The organism is Winogradskyella sp. PC D3.3 (assembly GCF_054366245.1).
The window spans coordinates 958,934-976,302 of the sequence record NZ_CM135962.1 but is presented as its reverse complement, the minus strand read 5'-3'; the positions used below and the strand labels follow the sequence as shown (position 1 = coordinate 976,302).

Annotated in this window: 18 protein-coding genes; 12 read left to right on the top strand and 6 right to left on the bottom strand. The window is 33.5% G+C overall.

Annotated features, from left to right (window positions below; genetic code table 11):
• Window positions 1-120: 120 nt before the first annotated feature.
• From ACXGSQ_RS04225 to sufD, 5 genes are all read left to right on the top strand, one after another.
• Window positions 121-450, top strand: a complete 330-nt coding sequence (locus ACXGSQ_RS04225) for a HesB/IscA family protein (protein WP_458628384.1) — start codon at window positions 121-123, stop codon at window positions 448-450.
• Window positions 451-471: 21 nt separating this feature from the next.
• Window positions 472-1,920, top strand: a complete 1,449-nt coding sequence (gene sufB / locus ACXGSQ_RS04220; RefSeq protein ID WP_458628383.1) for a Fe-S cluster assembly protein SufB — start codon at window positions 472-474, stop codon at window positions 1,918-1,920.
• A 66-nt stretch (window positions 1,921-1,986) separates the two neighbouring features.
• The gene (locus ACXGSQ_RS04215) at window positions 1,987-2,394 is read left to right on the top strand and encodes a hypothetical protein (RefSeq protein WP_458628382.1); all 408 of its coding nucleotides are present in this window, start codon (window positions 1,987-1,989) and stop codon (window positions 2,392-2,394) included.
• 4 nt (window positions 2,395-2,398) lie between these two features.
• Complete coding sequence (sufC, locus tag ACXGSQ_RS04210) at window positions 2,399-3,151, top strand: Fe-S cluster assembly ATPase SufC (RefSeq protein ID WP_458628381.1); 753 nt, start codon at window positions 2,399-2,401, stop codon at window positions 3,149-3,151.
• 150 nt (window positions 3,152-3,301) lie between these two features.
• Window positions 3,302-4,615, top strand: coding sequence for a Fe-S cluster assembly protein SufD (gene sufD / locus ACXGSQ_RS04205; RefSeq protein ID WP_458628380.1), 1,314 nt, complete (start codon window positions 3,302-3,304; stop codon window positions 4,613-4,615).
• Window positions 4,616-4,653: 38 nt separating this feature from the next.
• Here the strand turns inward: sufD and ACXGSQ_RS04200 are convergent, their stop codons facing one another.
• Genes ACXGSQ_RS04200 through ACXGSQ_RS04185 form a run of 4 tightly spaced genes read right to left on the bottom strand, consistent with a single transcriptional unit; the run spans window position 4,654 to window position 7,251 of the window.
• On the bottom strand, window positions 4,654-6,309 hold the full coding sequence (locus tag ACXGSQ_RS04200) for a serine hydrolase domain-containing protein (RefSeq protein WP_458628379.1): 1,656 nt from the start codon (window positions 6,307-6,309) through the stop codon (window positions 4,654-4,656).
• Window positions 6,297-6,476, bottom strand: a complete 180-nt coding sequence (locus tag ACXGSQ_RS04195) for a hypothetical protein (RefSeq protein WP_092466156.1) — start codon at window positions 6,474-6,476, stop codon at window positions 6,297-6,299. Before ACXGSQ_RS04195 ends, ACXGSQ_RS04200 begins: the two co-directional genes overlap by 13 nt.
• Window positions 6,477-6,487: 11 nt before the next feature.
• On the bottom strand, window positions 6,488-6,916 hold the full coding sequence (locus tag ACXGSQ_RS04190; RefSeq protein WP_458628378.1) for a hypothetical protein: 429 nt from the start codon (window positions 6,914-6,916) through the stop codon (window positions 6,488-6,490).
• Between the two features lie 2 nt (window positions 6,917-6,918).
• Window positions 6,919-7,251: a PadR family transcriptional regulator gene (locus ACXGSQ_RS04185; protein ID WP_115817209.1), complete on the bottom strand. Its 333-nt coding sequence runs from the start codon at window positions 7,249-7,251 to the stop codon at window positions 6,919-6,921.
• 123 nt (window positions 7,252-7,374) lie between these two features.
• Here ACXGSQ_RS04185 and ACXGSQ_RS04180 point away from each other — a divergent pair, with 123 nt between their 5' ends.
• The 7 genes from ACXGSQ_RS04180 (at window position 7,375) to ACXGSQ_RS04150 (ending at window position 13,739) form a co-directional block, all read left to right on the top strand.
• Complete coding sequence (locus ACXGSQ_RS04180; protein WP_458628377.1) at window positions 7,375-8,589, top strand: aminotransferase class V-fold PLP-dependent enzyme; 1,215 nt, start codon at window positions 7,375-7,377, stop codon at window positions 8,587-8,589.
• 114 nt (window positions 8,590-8,703) lie between these two features.
• Window positions 8,704-9,456, top strand: a complete 753-nt coding sequence (locus tag ACXGSQ_RS04175) for an META domain-containing protein (protein ID WP_458628376.1) — start codon at window positions 8,704-8,706, stop codon at window positions 9,454-9,456.
• Between the two features lie 33 nt (window positions 9,457-9,489).
• Window positions 9,490-9,912, top strand: coding sequence for a SufE family protein (locus ACXGSQ_RS04170; protein ID WP_458628375.1), 423 nt, complete (start codon window positions 9,490-9,492; stop codon window positions 9,910-9,912).
• Between the two features lie 58 nt (window positions 9,913-9,970).
• Window positions 9,971-10,297, top strand: a complete 327-nt coding sequence (locus ACXGSQ_RS04165) for an iron-sulfur cluster assembly protein (protein WP_458628374.1) — start codon at window positions 9,971-9,973, stop codon at window positions 10,295-10,297.
• Between the two features lie 12 nt (window positions 10,298-10,309).
• Window positions 10,310-12,145, top strand: coding sequence for an ABC transporter ATP-binding protein (locus ACXGSQ_RS04160; RefSeq protein ID WP_458628373.1), 1,836 nt, complete (start codon window positions 10,310-10,312; stop codon window positions 12,143-12,145).
• Window positions 12,146-12,163: 18 nt separating this feature from the next.
• Window positions 12,164-12,670: a DUF2480 family protein gene (locus ACXGSQ_RS04155; protein ID WP_458628372.1), complete on the top strand. Its 507-nt coding sequence runs from the start codon at window positions 12,164-12,166 to the stop codon at window positions 12,668-12,670.
• Window positions 12,671-12,809: 139 nt separating this feature from the next.
• Complete coding sequence (locus tag ACXGSQ_RS04150; protein WP_458628371.1) at window positions 12,810-13,739, top strand: DUF3078 domain-containing protein; 930 nt, start codon at window positions 12,810-12,812, stop codon at window positions 13,737-13,739.
• 86 nt (window positions 13,740-13,825) lie between these two features.
• Here the strand turns inward: ACXGSQ_RS04150 and ACXGSQ_RS04145 are convergent, their stop codons facing one another.
• Together ACXGSQ_RS04145 and hflX are read right to left on the bottom strand one after the other, a co-directional pair.
• Window positions 13,826-16,075 (bottom strand): penicillin-binding protein 1A, encoded by a 2,250-nt coding sequence (locus tag ACXGSQ_RS04145; RefSeq protein ID WP_458628370.1) that lies wholly within the window; start codon window positions 16,073-16,075, stop codon window positions 13,826-13,828.
• Window positions 16,076-16,118: 43 nt separating this feature from the next.
• The gene (gene hflX, locus ACXGSQ_RS04140; RefSeq protein WP_458628369.1) at window positions 16,119-17,330 is read right to left on the bottom strand and encodes a GTPase HflX; all 1,212 of its coding nucleotides are present in this window, start codon (window positions 17,328-17,330) and stop codon (window positions 16,119-16,121) included.
• Window positions 17,331-17,369: the final 39 nt, after the last annotated feature.

The window sequence follows — 17,369 nt, the reverse complement described above, 5'->3', positions numbered from 1 at the left end:
CTTTAGCTTTAATAGCCAAACCCTATTAAATCATATACTAATATAATGTTAGTACCTATGGTAAAACCTTTGTTATATCGTATATTTGCATTCTATTTAGAACTAATCTAGTTAAACGATATGATTAAAGTGTCCGATCACGCAAAAAAGAAGGTCATAGAACTTATGACTGATGATGGTTACAACCCAAGTACAGACTATGTTAGAGTCGGTGTAAAAAGTGGTGGCTGTTCCGGGTTATCTTATGATTTAAAATTTGATAAAACTCAAAGCGATGGCGACAAAGTCTTTGAAGACAATGATATTAAAATCATTGTAGACAAAAAGAGCTTTCTTTACCTCATTGGCACTACCCTAGAATATTCTGGAGGCTTAAACGGAACCGGTTTCGTTTTTAACAACCCAAATGCAAATCGCACTTGCGGTTGCGGAGAATCATTTTCATTATAACATAAACAGATAAGACGATCTATGTCAAAGTATACCGAGGATGACCTAAGAGAAGAATTAAAAACCAAAGAATACGAATATGGTTTTTATACAGATATTGCATCTGAAACATTTCCTATTGGTCTAAATGAAGATATCGTTAGAGCGATTTCTAAGAAAAAAGAAGAACCAGAATGGATGACAGAATGGAGACTAGAAGCTTTTAAAGTTTGGAAAGAAATGACAGAGCCAGATTGGGCAAATGTACATTACGACAAACCAGATTTTCAGGCTATTTCTTATTACTCTGCTCCAAATAGTAAACCAAAATATGATAGTTTAGATGAAGTAGATCCTGAACTTTTAGCAACCTTTGCAAAACTCGGTATCTCTATTGATGAACAAAAGAAATTAGCAAATGTCGCTATGGATGTTGTTATCGACTCAGTTTCTGTTGCAACTACATTTAAGAAAACTTTAGGCGAAAAAGGAATTATTTTTATGAGTATTTCTGAAGCCATAAAAGAGCATCCCGAATTAGTAAGAAAGTATCTAGGAACCGTTGTACCGCAAAAAGATAATTTTTATGCCGCATTAAACTCGGCTGTATTTAGTGATGGTAGTTTCTGTTACATTCCAAAAGGCGTACGTTGTCCAATGGAATTATCAACCTATTTCCGAATCAATCAAGCAGGAACTGGACAATTTGAACGCACCTTGGTTATTGCAGACGAAGGTAGTTATGTGTCTTACCTAGAAGGTTGTACAGCTCCAAGTAGAGATGAAAATCAATTACATGCTGCTGTTGTAGAGCTTATTGCAATGGATGATGCCGAAATAAAATACTCTACAGTTCAGAACTGGTATCCAGGGAATGCTGAAGGAAAAGGTGGTGTTTTTAACTTTGTAACTAAACGAGGGCTTTGTGAGAAAAACGCAAAAATCTCTTGGACACAAGTAGAAACAGGTTCTGCTGTTACATGGAAATATCCAAGTTGTGTCTTAAAAGGAGATAACTCTGTAGGTGAATTTTATTCTATTGCTGTAACTAATAATTATCAGCAAGCCGATACAGGTACAAAAATGATTCACTTAGGCAAAAACACAAAATCAACTATTATTTCAAAAGGAATTTCTGCTGGTCATTCACAGAATTCTTATCGAGGATTAGTACAAATCAATTCTCGTGCAGATAATGCACGTAATTTTTCTCAATGTGACAGTTTATTAATGGGAAATGAATGTGGAGCACATACCTTCCCTTATATAGAAGCAAAAAATAAAAGTGCCATGATTGAGCACGAAGCCACTACAAGTAAAATTGGTGAAGACCAAATTTTCTATTGTAATCAACGCGGTATTGATACCGAAAAGGCGATTGCCTTAATTGTTAATGGTTTTAGTAAAGAAGTACTAAACAAATTACCAATGGAATTTGCTGTGGAAGCTCAAAAATTATTAGAAATCAGTTTAGAAGGTTCTGTTGGATAATATATAAAACGCTATGTCATCACCCTCTGAACATGATTGAAGTGTTTAGAGCATAAAATTTCCGAAATGAAAAAAATCAACCTTATCATTATTTTAGCTTTAGTAATGTTGGCTTGTAAAAACGAAGCAAAACAAGATGTAAACCTCGAGGAAAATCGTGTAAAATCTTATGATCAAAATGATGGACTTATAACCTTAAAGGGAGACTTTGTATACTACGCAGATGCTGCCGTTTTGCAAACACCAAAAGAAATCTACGGTGTGGTTATTGATGACAACATGAAATTATTAGACGACCAAGTAAAAGCATTTAAAAAAGAAGCAACCGATATGGTTCCTGTAACCGTAAGGGTTAGAAAATTTGAAAAAGATAAAGACGAAGAAGGCTGGCAGTACAAAGTAGAAATTAAAGAAATCTTAAAAGTAGAAACACCAGACCCAAATAAAGAAGACGTTATAAAATTAGCAAACTAAGACTATGTTAAAGATCAATAACTTACACGCAAGTGTAGAAGATAAAAGTATATTAAAAGGCATCAATCTGGAAGTAAAACCAGGAGAAGTACACGCTATAATGGGACCAAATGGTTCTGGAAAAAGTACTTTAGCTTCTGTAATTGCAGGTAAAGAAGAATATGAAGTTACCGAAGGTAATATAATGCTAGACGATGAAGATATTGAAGAATTATCGGCAGAAGAACGCGCACACAAAGGTGTATTTTTATCGTTTCAATACCCTGTAGAAATCCCTGGAGTTAGTGTTACCAACTTTATGAGAACCGCCATAAACGAAACACGTAAAGCTAAAGGTTTAGAAGACATGCCTGCTAAGGATATGTTGAAAATGATTCGCGAAAAATCAGAACTTTTAGAAATTGACCGTAAATTTTTATCACGTTCTCTAAATGAAGGGTTTTCTGGTGGAGAAAAGAAACGTAATGAGATTTTTCAGATGGCCATGTTAGAACCAAAATTAGCCATCTTAGATGAAACAGATTCTGGTCTAGATATCGATGCGCTTCGTATAGTTGCCAATGGCGTTAACAAATTAAAATCTAAGGACAACGCCGTAATTGTTATTACACACTATCAACGTTTATTAGACTATATTGTACCAGACTTTGTTCATGTTTTATACAATGGTAAAATTGTAAAATCTGGAGGAAAAGAATTAGCACACGAGCTAGAAGCTAAAGGTTACGATTGGATTAAAGAAGAGGTTAACGCGTAGTTACTTAGCAGTAATCAGTCCTCAGTTAGCACAGCGACTTACACTAAACTGATTACTCAAACGTATAAATATAAATTAGTAAGCAGTGGTCAGTCTTCGGTTACAATAAGACACTATCAACTTACCACTAACGACTAGCAACTAAGAAGCATGAGTTTAAAAGAAAAATTAGTATCGTCATTTATGGCCTTTGAGGACACCGTTGATGTGCACTCGTCAATACATGATATTCGTACTGAAGCCATAAAGACTTTTGAAGCTGAAGGGTTTCCTACTAAACGATTAGAAGATTGGAAGTATACATCCCTAAATTCGGTTTTAAAGCACGATTATAGCGTATTTCCAAAACATGAGAATGAGCTAGAATTTAATGATGTAAAAAAATATTTTATTCACGAAATTGATGCTTATAAAATCATCTTTATCGATGGTAAATACGCATCGCATTTATCACAAACTACACACGATGGTTTAGATGTCTGCCTAATGTCTGCAGCCTTAACGAAACCAAAATATAAAGTTATTATTGATAATTATTTCAATAAAATAGCCGCAAAAGATGGTTTATCTTCTTTAAATACTGCCTTTTCTCACGAAGGAGCGTATATTAATATTCCGAAGAATAAAGTCGTTGATAAGCCTATTCAGATCATTCATTTTTCCACAGGAAGTGAAGCAGCTGTAATGTTACAACCACGTAATTTAATTGTAGTAAACGAAAATGCACATGTTCAAATCATAGAACGTCACCAGAGTTTAACAGACAACCCTGTTTTAACAAATTCTGTTACGGAGATTTTCACAAACAAACGTGCTATTGTAGATTATTACAAGATTCAAAACGACAAAGAAAACGCCTCTTTAATAGACAACACTTTTGTTAATCAAAAACAAGAGAGTTTAGCCAAAGTACATACCTTTTCTTTTGGAGGAAAATTAATTAGAAACAATCTTAACTTTTACCAAAATGGTGAGCGCATTGATTCTACTATGAAAGGTATTACTATCATTGGTAACAAACAACATGTAGATCACAATACATTAGTACATCATATTGAACCAAATTGTGAAAGCCACCAAGATTACAAAGGTATCTTTGATGATAGTGCTACTGGTGTTTTTAACGGTAAGGTTGTTGTAGATAAATTGGCACAAAAAACCAATGCTTTTCAAGCGAATAACAACATTTTAATTAGCGATAAAGCCAGCATAAATACCAAACCTCAACTTGAAATATTTGCAGATGACGTAAAATGTTCTCATGGTTGTACTATTGGTCAGCTAGATGAAAGTGCAATGTTTTATTTACGTTCTAGAGGAATTCCAGAAAAAGAAGCACGTGCTTTATTAATGTTTGCCTTTAGTAATAACGTTTTAGATTCTGTGAAAATTCCAGAGATTAAAAATAGAATTACTAAAATTATTGCAAATAAATTGGGTGTAAATATTGGGTTTGACCTATAAGTTTTACCAAATATTATAATACAAAAAAGGATTGCTATTTAGCGATCCTTTTCTTTTTTAAAAATAACTTCTTTCACCACACCATCACAAGACAATAGCATTCCGGTAACTGAATTATTTTTATCTTTCAAGAAATGATACAGTGTTCTGTCGTTGTTTCCGAATTGGTTTAACTGAACAGGCTGCAAATTGATAGCATCTTTGCTCTTATAAGTCAATTTAAGCATGTTTTCTTCTGTATAAAAATGATACCTAACATCTAATTCTTCAGAATAGAAAAAACCCCCAAACTCATTAACAACGACTACATCCGCATCAATCAATTTAGCACGTTTAAAGTAAAACGGTGTACCACCAAATGAAATGACCATATCATGATTAGGTGATCCTGTAAAATCATACTTTACATGTTCACTTTGCTTTCTATGAAACTTGTTTTTTTCAAATTGCACTAAAGCAACAGATGTTCTTCCCATAGAACCTTTAGATTTTAAAGTGTCATTTTCTACAAATATTTTCATAGTCATATCACTATTAATCTCTTTATATTCACCAATAACCTTATTAAAATCTTGTTTTTTAAATGAGACACGATCATCGTTTTCTTCTATAGTCTTTTCAGTATTAGACAAAAGAATATCTAAAATTTGATACGCTATCCTTGGAGCATCTATCCCTTGTGAATTAGTTAGAACTATAATGCCTATTTGCTTTTCTGGAACTGCAATTAATTGTGAACGTCCACCAAAACCAAATCCGCTGTGATTTACAGTTTCATAACCCTTATAATTATCTAACATTAATCCTCGTGCGTATTTCGCATTCTTTCCTGAAATTAGAGTTTCAGTCGTTTTTAAAAATTCCGCTAAAGATTTAAATTCTAAAATCTGCTCATTCAGCATTTGCATCCAAATAGCCATATCATCTACTGAAGATCCCATGCTTCCTGCACCATAACTCAATTGGTCATTTGTATAAAACCTGTAACCATCTCGATGTTTTTGATAACCAACCGCTTTATTACTAATGGGTTTTCCATGTTCAACTCTTACAAAAGTTGAGTTCATTTTTAAAGGATTCAAAATTTTCTGTTTCAAATACTCATTCAGGTTTTGCCCTGAAATACGCTCAATAATAATAGTCAATAAGTTATAATTGGTATTAGAATAGCTCACTTTTTCGCCAACTAAATGGTTTAAATTTTTCTGTTTAATAGCTAAATCTAAAACCGTATTATTATCGTAATATTGAGTATCATAATCAAAACCTGCCAAGTACATTAAAGTGTGATAATTACGAATACCACTCGTGTGGTTCAGTAAATGTTTTATTTTAATGGTGTCTTCGTACTCTGGAAATTCTGGCAAATACATTCTAATATCATCCTCTAAACTGATTTTACCATCATTTGCCAAAGCCCAAATAGCCGAAGCTGTAAATTGTTTGGCGATGGATGCCAAATTAAAAACAGTAGAATCAGAATTCTTAATGTTATAATCTAAACTAGAAAGTCCAAAACCTTTAGAATAGATAGATTGCCCTTGATGAATCACCTTTACACTCAATCCTGGCGCATCATTAGAAACATATGCTGCCAACAATTCATCAATTTTTAGATTTGCATTTGTTTGTGCTTTTGAACTTAAAAAGACAAACACACCAATCAATAAGCACGTGCTTCTTAAATTGAACATTGCTTATATTTTTGATAGAAATAGGTTGGAATAAGTCCGAAATTAAGAAATAGAAAGCCAATAAAGACAATGATTCCTCTGTATGGCCAAGTTAAAAACTCGAACATAGCACCAATACCGAGAATAAAAAAAGTAATAAATCCGAGGATGTAAAATGATTTCTTCATAATAAAATGATTTAAGAAAATTTGTGAATAGATTTTTTATAGCTCGCGTAAAAATGAACTGGTAGTATTACTAACACTGCAATGACAATAGCACCAAGTAACCAAGCATTTGCATAAGGCCATTGCATCATTTGAAAAACCAAACTAACCACCAACAATAAAATAACCATAAAGCCTGCAGAGAATTTCAACTTATTGAATGTCATGATTTGCTTCGCAAACTTTTGATAATTGGTTTCTAATTGTAAATTCTGAAAACTAGAATACCCACCAAATTTCTGCAACGCTTGTTGATATAATGCATTAAAATCACTAGAATTTTGATGCTCTATATATGTACAGATATGGTCTAGTAAATCCTCTCTTAAATCTTTATTTTTAACACCATATAAGGCTAAATTGTTTTCAATAAAGGCGATATGCTTTTCTGATAATTCCATGATTATATCGGTTTTGGATTAAAAATTAAATTTAAGGTCTCAATAAAATCATTGATTTCTTCAGTAACAGTCTCTACCATTTTCTTCCCTTCTTTAGTGACTTTATAATATTTCCGAACACGCTTACCAATAAAAACCTTTTCAGTTTCTAAAACCTTTTTTGCTTCAAGCTTATGTAAAATGGGATATAATGCCCCTTCTGAAATATCTATCTTCCCTGAAGTCATCGTTTTCACTTCTTGTGTAATCTCGTAACCATACATTCTACCCTTTTCATTTATAAGCTTTAAAATGATAGGTTGCAATGTTCCTTTTGTTAATTCTTTGCTATACATATTACAAATATACATTTTATATAAATGTATCCTAATAAAATGTGTATTAAATATTTTAATGAATACTTATAAGTTTTTCTTTAAGACCAATGCGTTGTATCTTTGTAACTAGGAATTAAGCCCATGTTAGACGTACAAAAAATAAGAAAAGACTTTCCAATACTTCAACGCGAAGTAAACGGGAAACCACTCATATATTTCGATAATGCTGCAACCTCACAAACACCGCAACAGGTGATTGATGTTATTGTAGATTACTATAGTAATTACAATGCTAATATTCATAGAGGCGTGCATAGTTTAAGCCAAGAAGCAACGAATGCTTATGAGCAAGCACGTATTAAGATTCAGAAACATTTTAATGCTAAACACAGTTACGAAATCATTTATACTGCTGGCACAACGCATAGTATTAATTTAGTTGCTAACGGATTTTCTTCACTCTTAAACAAAGGAGATGAAATTATTGTTTCCGCTTTAGAGCACCATAGTAATATTGTGCCATGGCAAATGCTTTGTGAACGCTCAGGAGCCAGTTTAAAAGTCATTCCTATGAATGAAAATGGAGAATTAATCCTTTCAGACTATGATGCGCTTTTAAACGAACACACGAAATTGGTTTTTGTAAACCATATTTCAAATGCTTTAGGAACTATAAATCCTATTGAATATATTATAGAAAAAGCTCATGCTGTAGGTGCAGCCGTTTTAGTCGATGGTGCACAATCTTGCCCGCATTTAAAACCAGACGTTCAAGCGTTAGATGTTGATTTCTACGTGTGTTCTGCCCACAAAATGTGTGGACCAACCGGTGTAGGAATGCTTTATGGTAAAGAAGAATGGCTAAATAAACTACCACCATACCAAGGAGGAGGCGAAATGATTGCAGAAGTATCATTTGAAAAAACAACTTATGCAGGTTTACCACACAAATTTGAAGCTGGTACACCAAACATCTGTGGAGGCATAGCCTTTGGAGCTGCATTAGATTACATGAATACTATAGGCTTCGAAAATATTGCCAAATACGAAAATGAACTTTTAGACTACGGAACAGAACAGTTACTTAAAATTGAAGGTTTAAAAATTTACGGCACAGCAAAGGAGAAAACCTCTGTAATATCTTTTAATGTTGGCACTATTCATCCTTATGATATTGGAACCATTTTAGACAAAATGGGCATCGCCGTCCGTACAGGTCATCATTGCGCACAACCTATTATGGACTTTTATAAAATTCCAGGTACCATAAGAGCTTCTTTTATGTTTTATAACACCAAAGAAGAAATTGACGCATTTATTGTGGCGCTTAAAAAGGCAATAATGATGTTATCTTAGACTTTGGCATCAAATATGCAACTTTTGGTGATAAACAATTAATAGATGAGGATTTTACTTAGTTTATTTATGCTTTTAACAACATTGAATTCCTGTGATTCAACAAAAAAAGCAATGGAAAACAACAAAACGATGCAAGAGCCACTTTCCGGAACTTACTATATTACAGACCTTGGAGACACTGACGTTTCTTCAAATAAAATTGTAATCACCTTCGAAAATACATCAAATAAAGTCACAGGATTTGCAGGTTGCAACAGTTTCTTTGGAAATTATTCGATAGATGACAATGCAATAACCTTTGAAAATATTGGAGCTTCAAAAAAATTATGTCATGGTGAAGTGTCTAAACTAGAACACCAATTCTTAAAAGCTTTGAATGCAACGGATTCCTTTTCAATAAAGGACAACTTTGTTTCGTTTTTAACCAACGAAACGGTTGCCTTTAAAGGAAGCAGTACTGTAGTGACATCAAAAAAAAGCGCGAGCACAAATGGCACATATAAAACAGCTGTTAAATACGAAACATTAACACGAAGTGCCTTTGACTTTGTACTTATTTCAAAGACTAACATATTCCTTTCAAAGGATCCCAGTCTTCAAAATATTGAAAAATATAAAAGCGATATAAAAGCGTGGGAGGAACTTAAAAACCTTATTGACGCTATAGATTTAGAAGGACTTTCAGATCTAAAACCACCGTCAAAAAAACACCAATATGATGGAGCACCTCATGCCACTTTAACCATACAAATAGGTGATGTAGAATATAGAGCACCTACCTTTGATCATGGTAATCCACCAAAGGAGATAGAAGCATTAGTTAATAAAGTGTTATCCATAAAAGAAAAGACCGTTAAAAACTAACGATTTTGTAATTTTGCAACAAACGATCAGACTATGACTATTGAAGAAGTACAAAACGAAATTATTGATGAGTTTTCCATGTTCGAAGATTGGGAAGAACGTTACCAATACATGATAGATTTGGGTAAAGACTTACCTATCATAGACGAAAAATACAAAACTGAAGATAATATCATTAAAGGTTGCCAAAGCAAAGTATGGGTTCACGCCACTATGGAAGATGACAAAGTGAACTTTACAGCAGATAGCGATGCCATTATAACTAAAGGTATTATAGCCATATTGATTAGAGTATTTTCTAATCAACATCCAAAAGCTATTATTGAAGCTAATACGGACTTTATTGATAAAATTGGACTAAAGGAACATTTATCACCAACGAGAGCCAACGGCCTAGTAAGCATGATAAAACAACTAAAAATGTATGCTATAGCATACCAAACACAATTAAGTTAAGTTGCTTATTAGTACAAACCTTTGACAACAATCACCTTAACAGTTTAAACAACAAATTATGAGCGACACACCCATCGATACAGTAGTTTTAGGAGAAAAAATTCTAAGAGTTTTAAAAACGATTTACGATCCTGAAATCCCCGTAGACATTTACGAATTAGGATTGATCTACGATGTTTTTGTAAACGAAGATTTTGAAGTAAAAATCCTAATGACATTAACCACACCAAACTGTCCCGTTGCAGAAACTTTGCCTCTTGAAGTTGAAGAAAAAGTAAAATCTATTAACGAGGTTAAGGATACTGAAGTAGAAATCACTTTTGATCCACCTTGGTCACAAGACTTAATGAGTGAAGAAGCCAAGTTAGAACTTGGAATGCTTTAATACAACCCATAAATGCCAAGACGTACACCTGCCTCATTAAAGGACGGCAAAAAAACGAGTATTAAATCGTCTTTTAATGCTTTAGTTTACATTCCTAGATTTTTTAAAGAAATTTGGAAAGTTAATAAAGGACTCTTCCTATTATCTGCACTTTGTAGACTTATAGGAGCGTTACTTCCTGTTATAATTTTATGGATTGGAAAATTAATAATTGATGAAATCATTTTACAAATTTCATTAGAGCATCCTGATTACTATACCCTTTGGACCTATGTAGCTGCTGAATTTGGCCTCATTATTCTTTCCGATTTAATAAGTAGAGCCATTTCGTTAACCGATGGCCTGTTAGGTGATGAATATAATATTGCGACGTCCGTTACTATTATCAAGAAAACCAATCAAATCAATATTAGTTTATTGGAAGATTCTGAGTTTTACGATAAGCTAGAACGAGCCAGAACGCAAACTACAGGGCGTGTGGCATTAATGTCAAATGTTTTAGGACAAGCACAAAGTGCTATTTCTATTGCAACACTTGTAGCGGGCTTAATCTATTTTGAACCTTATTTAATAATTTTGTTAGTCTTAAGCATCATTCCTTCATTTATTAACGAAGTACGCTTTAGCCAACAACAATATTCTTTAGCCAGAAGTTGGACCTCAGAGCGCCGCGAATTAGACTACCTAAGATTTATAGGCGCCAACGACAAAACAGCTAAAGAAATCAAACTATTTGGTTTAACCGATTTTGTTGTAGATCGTTTTAAAAACTTATCTGAGGAATATTATCAACTCAACAAAACACTAGCTATAAAGCGCTCTGCATTAGGGTTTTTATTTAATGTTTTAGGGTCTATAAGCTACTACGGAGCCTATGTATTTATTATTTATAGAGTCTTGTCTGGTGCAATTACCCTAGGAGAATTAACATTCTTATCAGGATCCTTTAATCGTTTAATGCGAAACCTTCAAGACTTCTTTTCAAAATTTACACGTATTTCTGAAAGTGCTTTGTACCTCAAGGATTATTTCGATTTTATTGATATAAAAATTATTTCAAAGGCTAAAGAAGATATGCCTTTACCTGCTAAAATTAAAACAGGATTCGAATTTAAAGCCGTCCGTTTTGCCTACCCAAATTCTGAAACTGAAATTTTAAAAGGCATCAGTTTTACACTAAAAGCAGGAGAAAAACTCGCTTTTGTAGGGCAAAATGGAGCAGGAAAAACGACCTTAATAAAATTACTTTTACGTTTTTATGAGCCAACTTCTGGTGAAATCCTTTTAGACGGAATTAATATTAATCGCTTTAATATTGCCGAATATCAAGAATATTTTGGGGTTATTTTTCAAGATTTCTTTAGGTATGAATTTACCGTAAAAGAAAACATTGCTATTGGAAATATAAGCGAGATAGACAACCAAACTAAAATTGAAAAAGCCGCAGAACTAAGTTTAGCAAATGAAGTTGTTTCAGAATTAAAACACGGTTATAACCAACAGCTAGGAAAACGCTTTTCTAACGGTCAGGAATTATCAGGAGGGCAATGGCAAAAAGTAGCCTTAGCTAGAGCCTATATGAAAAGTGCTGAAGTTATGGTATTAGACGAACCCACTTCGGCATTAGATGCTAGAGCAGAAAGCGAAGTCTTTGGTCGGTTTATAGGTTTAACAGAAGACAAAACAAGCATTATAATTTCACACAGATTTAGCACAGTTCGCCAAGCCGATAGAATTTTAGTGCTAGAACATGGAAGAGCATTAGAAATTGGAACTCATGAAGAACTTATGAAGAACCAAGCCTTATATTCTGAATTGTTCACACTACAAGCCGAAGGCTATCAGTAAAACAATTACCTTTGCAGTATGGCAGAAGAGATTATAAATAGAGTTGCAAATAGCAAACTAAGAGTCATAGACTTAGAGGATTACTACCCACAAGGAAAACGTGTTCTTTTTGATATATCCGACTGGTTATTGGAGGGCTTAGTGCTTCGCGAAAAAGACTTTAGGGCTTTTGTTGCCGAACACGATTGGTCGCAATACCAAGATTCTTATATGGCTTTGCATTGTGCTACAGATGCCATTGTACCCGATTGGGCCTATATGTTAATTGCAATTGAGCTTCAACCCTATGTTAAACTAGCCATAATTGGCACTTTAAACGATTTAGAATCTATCCTATACACCGAAATCATATCTAACCTAGATCTTTCCGAATTTGAAGGGTTACCTGTCATTATTAAAGGCTGTTCCAACAAACCCGTACCTTCTAATGCCCTCATCTTATTATCCCAAAAATTAAAACCAATTGCAAAATCTATAATGTTTGGAGAGGCCTGTTCTTCAGTTCCTTTATTTAAAAGAAAATAATACTATAAAAAATGTGACTTTTTGAAAGATTTATGGTCTTAAGAGTAGATGCAATGTAGTAATACTGTATTTATTAAAATCAATAAACACTTATATTTGCAAATTAAAACAACTTTAAATTATTAAATTTTAATCCATTATGAATAAAAAATTACTTTTATCAACCCTCTTATTGTTAGCTGTAACTCTTGGTTTTTCTCAAACAAAAGAAGAGCTACAAGCTCAAAAAGCTGAAAAACAAGCTGAAGCCGATAAGTTTCAAGGTGAAGCGAATGCTATACAAAAACAAATTGACGCTTTACCAGGCTGGAGAATAGGTGCTTTTGGTACTATTGGTGGAAGCTTATCTGAATTTAATGATTGGTATTCTCAAGGAACACCAAATAACAGTTCTGGTAATATTGGTATTTCCTTCAATGCGTTTGCAAATAAAATTGAAGACAAATATTTCTGGAGAAACTCTTTAACTACAAATTTTGCATGGGTAAAATTAGACGATAAAGATAATCCAACAGACAGTGATTCATTTGAATCTACAACAGATGTTTTTAATATTTCTTCTCTTTACGGATATAAATTAAGTGAGAAAATTGCTGTATCCGCTTTAGGAGAATACAGAACAACGGTATTAGACAACTTTAATGATCCAGGGTACTTAGACCTTGGTATTGGTGCAACTTGGACACCTATTGACAACTTAATCGTAGTCGTTCACCCATTAAACTACAACTTTGTTTTTGCTGATGATGATACTATTTTTGAATCTTCTTTAGGGGCTAAAATTGTAGCTGATTATACAAGACAGATTGGTGCTATTCACTTTAAATCAAACTTATCTGCATTCCAAAGTTATGAATCTTCTGATTTATCTAACATAACTTGGACCAACTCATTTAGCTATAAATTATGGAAAATGATTGGTGTTGGTTTCGATTTTGGATTACGTAGTAACAAGCAAGAAGCTTTAAATTATTCTGTTAACACCTTAGGTAATGCTACTGAAACTTTTGATTCTGTAGACAACAAAATACAATCTTATTACACTGTTGGTTTAACTTACGCTTTCTAAGCACAACTTTTTATAAAACACACAAACCTGTCTAGATTTAATTTAGACAGGTTTTTTTTATGCAGTTATGAAGTTACTACACCTCTTTAATTAAAATTTTTCTTTTTCTCCTTTTTCTTGAATAATCGCTTAATAAAACCATCGCGTTTTGTGGGCTCACAGTCCAGATCACTTAAAACGTGTTCTGAAGGTGCTTCAAATTGAGCGCTGGTTATTGCTTTATAATCACTGTCTTTATTCAACTTCTGATAAAACTTTGCAAAAATTGGTAACGCTGAATTAGAGCCTTGTCCCATGCCTGTAGATTTAAATCCTATGCCGTGATTATCATTACCAACCCAAGTTATCGTTACTAAATTTGGTGTTAAACCAACAAACCATCCATCTTTATTGTTTTGAGTTGTTCCTGTTTTTCCTGCAATATCATTTTCTAAACCGTAGGTATGCCTTAATCGTGATGCTGTTCCTTTATTAACTGTAGACTTCAACATTTCCAAAAGGACTTGCCTTGTGTAATCGCTATAAGCTTGTTTTTCAGAAACCTCAGGTTTAAAAGTCGCTATCACATTCCCTGATTTGTCTTCTATTTTTGTAATATAATAAGGTTTTACTGATTTACTATTATTAAGGTAACTTGCGTAAGCCCCTGTTAAATCCTTCAAACTAATCTCTGCCACGCCCAAAGCTAACGACGGTTGATTAGGCAGTTCCTTCGAAATCCCCAATTTTTCAACTTGCGCTAGTACTTTTGGAATACCTACTTTCTCCAATACCTTAACTGAAATGGTATTTACAGAATTACTCAAGGCATTTTCTAGAGTATAATTGATATAAACATCATCTTCCTTACTTCCTGAATTGGTTGGAGTCCAATCATCATAATCTGTGTAGGTCACTTTATTTAAAGAAAAGTAAGTACATGGATTTAAACCATTATCAATAGCCGCAGTATACACAAAGGGTTTAAAAGTAGACCCCACTTGCCGTTCACTTTGCGAAATATGATCGTATTTAAAATAACGATAATCAACACCACCGATATAAGTTCTAACAGCACCTGTGGTTGGTTCAATAGATAACATTCCAGTATTTAAAAATTTCAGATAATGTTTCAAACTATCTATAGTCGAAACATTTTTTACGGTATCACCTTTCCAAGTAAATAAATCTACAGGTCGTTTAATATGTAATGAATCTTTAATTTGCATATCGCTCAACCCATTCTTTTTAAAGCTCTTAACTTGTGGTAACTTTTTAATCTCATTTCCAAGCAGCTTCGTATTTGTTTCCCACGGACCACTTTTACCATAAGATGCTTCAAAATCAGCCTGAAGCTTACTCATATGCTCTTTCATGGCTGCTTCTGCCATTTCTTGCATTTTAAAATCTAAGGTGGTGTGCACAATCAAGCCATCCTTATACAAATCATAGTTTTCACCTTCTGGAGTTTTTAATGTATCTAAAATAGATTCTAATTGTTTTTTTACTTCAGCTCTAAAATATGGTGCTAAACCTAAATCGTGATTAAAAGAACGGTAATCTAATTCTAATGGTTGATCGGAATAATATTTTAAAGAATCTTTTGAAAGATAGCCATAGTTCGCCATCTGGCTTAATACAACGTTCCGTCGATCTTCACTTCGTTGCAAATGCACTCTTGGATTGTAATAAGTGTTTGCTTTTAATGTACCGACTAAAGTTGCCGCTTCAATAATAGAAATATCATTTACAGAAGCATTAAAGAATTTTAACGACGCACTTTCTATACCATAGGTATTATCTGAAAATGGAACCGTATTGAGGTATAAGGTTAAGATCTCTTCTTTTGAATAAACCTCTTCAATACGTTTAGCCACAATAGATTCTTTAAACTTATTAATGAGCATGCTAAACATGGCATATTTTTTTCTTCCATATAAATTTTTAGCAAGTTGAAGGGTAATTGTGCTACCTCCACCTGCAGATTTATCTTGAAGAATTAAATTTTTAACAAACACACGCATTAAACTGATGTTATCTATACCATCATGTTCATAAAATCGTGAATCTTCCGTAGCGACTAAAGCCTCAATAAGATGTTTTGGAAGATCTTCAAACCTTACAGGCTGTCTGTCGTAGACATAGTACTTCCCAATTAATTTTCCGTCTTTATCTAATAATTGTGTTGCTTGCTCTTGCTTAATAGAACTAATATCATCGATGGTTGGCAATTTTCCAAATAAACCTATATAGATACTTATATATAAACCCAAAAGAAACACGACACCTATAGCGATTAAAACAAGTATCCCTTTTAACCATTTATTTTGTAATACCTTTTTTAATCTTGATGTCATTTGTTTCGCATAAGTGCTCATATTAAGATGTGATGTAACTTTATTATTCTAAATCTTCAACGTCTGGATATAAGAAATGATTGTATGGAAAACGCGTTACATGGATTTCTCTGACTTCCTGATACACACGTTTTCTAAACTCTTCCATATTCTCCTTATTTAACGCTGAAATAAACAAAGCATTATCACCGACTCTAGACATCCAGGTTTTTTTCCATTCTTCAATGCTATAGTTGGCCTGAGTACGCACCTCTACTAAATCTTCTTCATTAAAAGGTTCTGCTTCGTAGGCATCAATTTTATTAAAAACCATGATCGTTGGTTTGTCTTTACTTTCAATTTCGTCTAAAATCTGATTTACAGAATCTATATGTTCTTCAAAGTTCGTATGCGAGATATCTACGACATGAAGTAATAAATCAGCTTCTCGCACTTCATCTAAGGTACTTTTAAAAGATTCTACTAATTGCGTCGGTAGTTTTCTAATAAACCCAACCGTGTCACTCATTAAAAAGGGCAAGTTTCCAATAACCACTTTTCTAACAGTGGTATCTAATGTTGCAAATAATTTATTTTCAGCAAACACATCACTTTTACTAATCACATTCATCAAAGTCGATTTCCCAACATTGGTATAACCAACTAATGCAACGCGTACCATTTTACCACGATTTCCTCGTTGTACGGCCTGCTGTTTATCTATTGTCTTTATTTTTGCTTTTAATAAGGCAATCTTATCACGTACAATACGTCTATCCGTTTCTATTTCTGTTTCCCCAGGTCCACGCATTCCAATACCACCTTTTTGACGCTCAAGGTGTGTCCACATTCCTTTTAGTCTTGGAAGTAAATATTCACATTGCGCCAATTCTACCTGTGTTCTCGCATAACTGGTCTGTGCACGTTGCGCAAAAATGTCTAGAATAAGGTTGGTTCTATCAAGAATCTTACAATTAAGAATCTTACTGATATTGCGTTCTTGGGCTGGTGATAACTCATCATCAAAAATTACAGTTCCAATATCATTAGCTTCAACAAACTGTCTCACATCCTCCATCTTACCCGTACCAATAAAGGTCTTTGGGTTAGGCATGGCCATTTTTTGAGTATAGCGCTTTACCACTTCACCGCCTGCGGTAAACGTTAAAAACTCTAATTCGTCTAAGTACTCCTTAGATTTTTCTTCATCTTGATCTTGTGTAATAACACCAATGAGTACCGCTTTCTCTAATTCTATATCCTTTTTCTCTATCATAATTAATTAAAGTACAAAGTTAAGCAAATCGATTAGTCC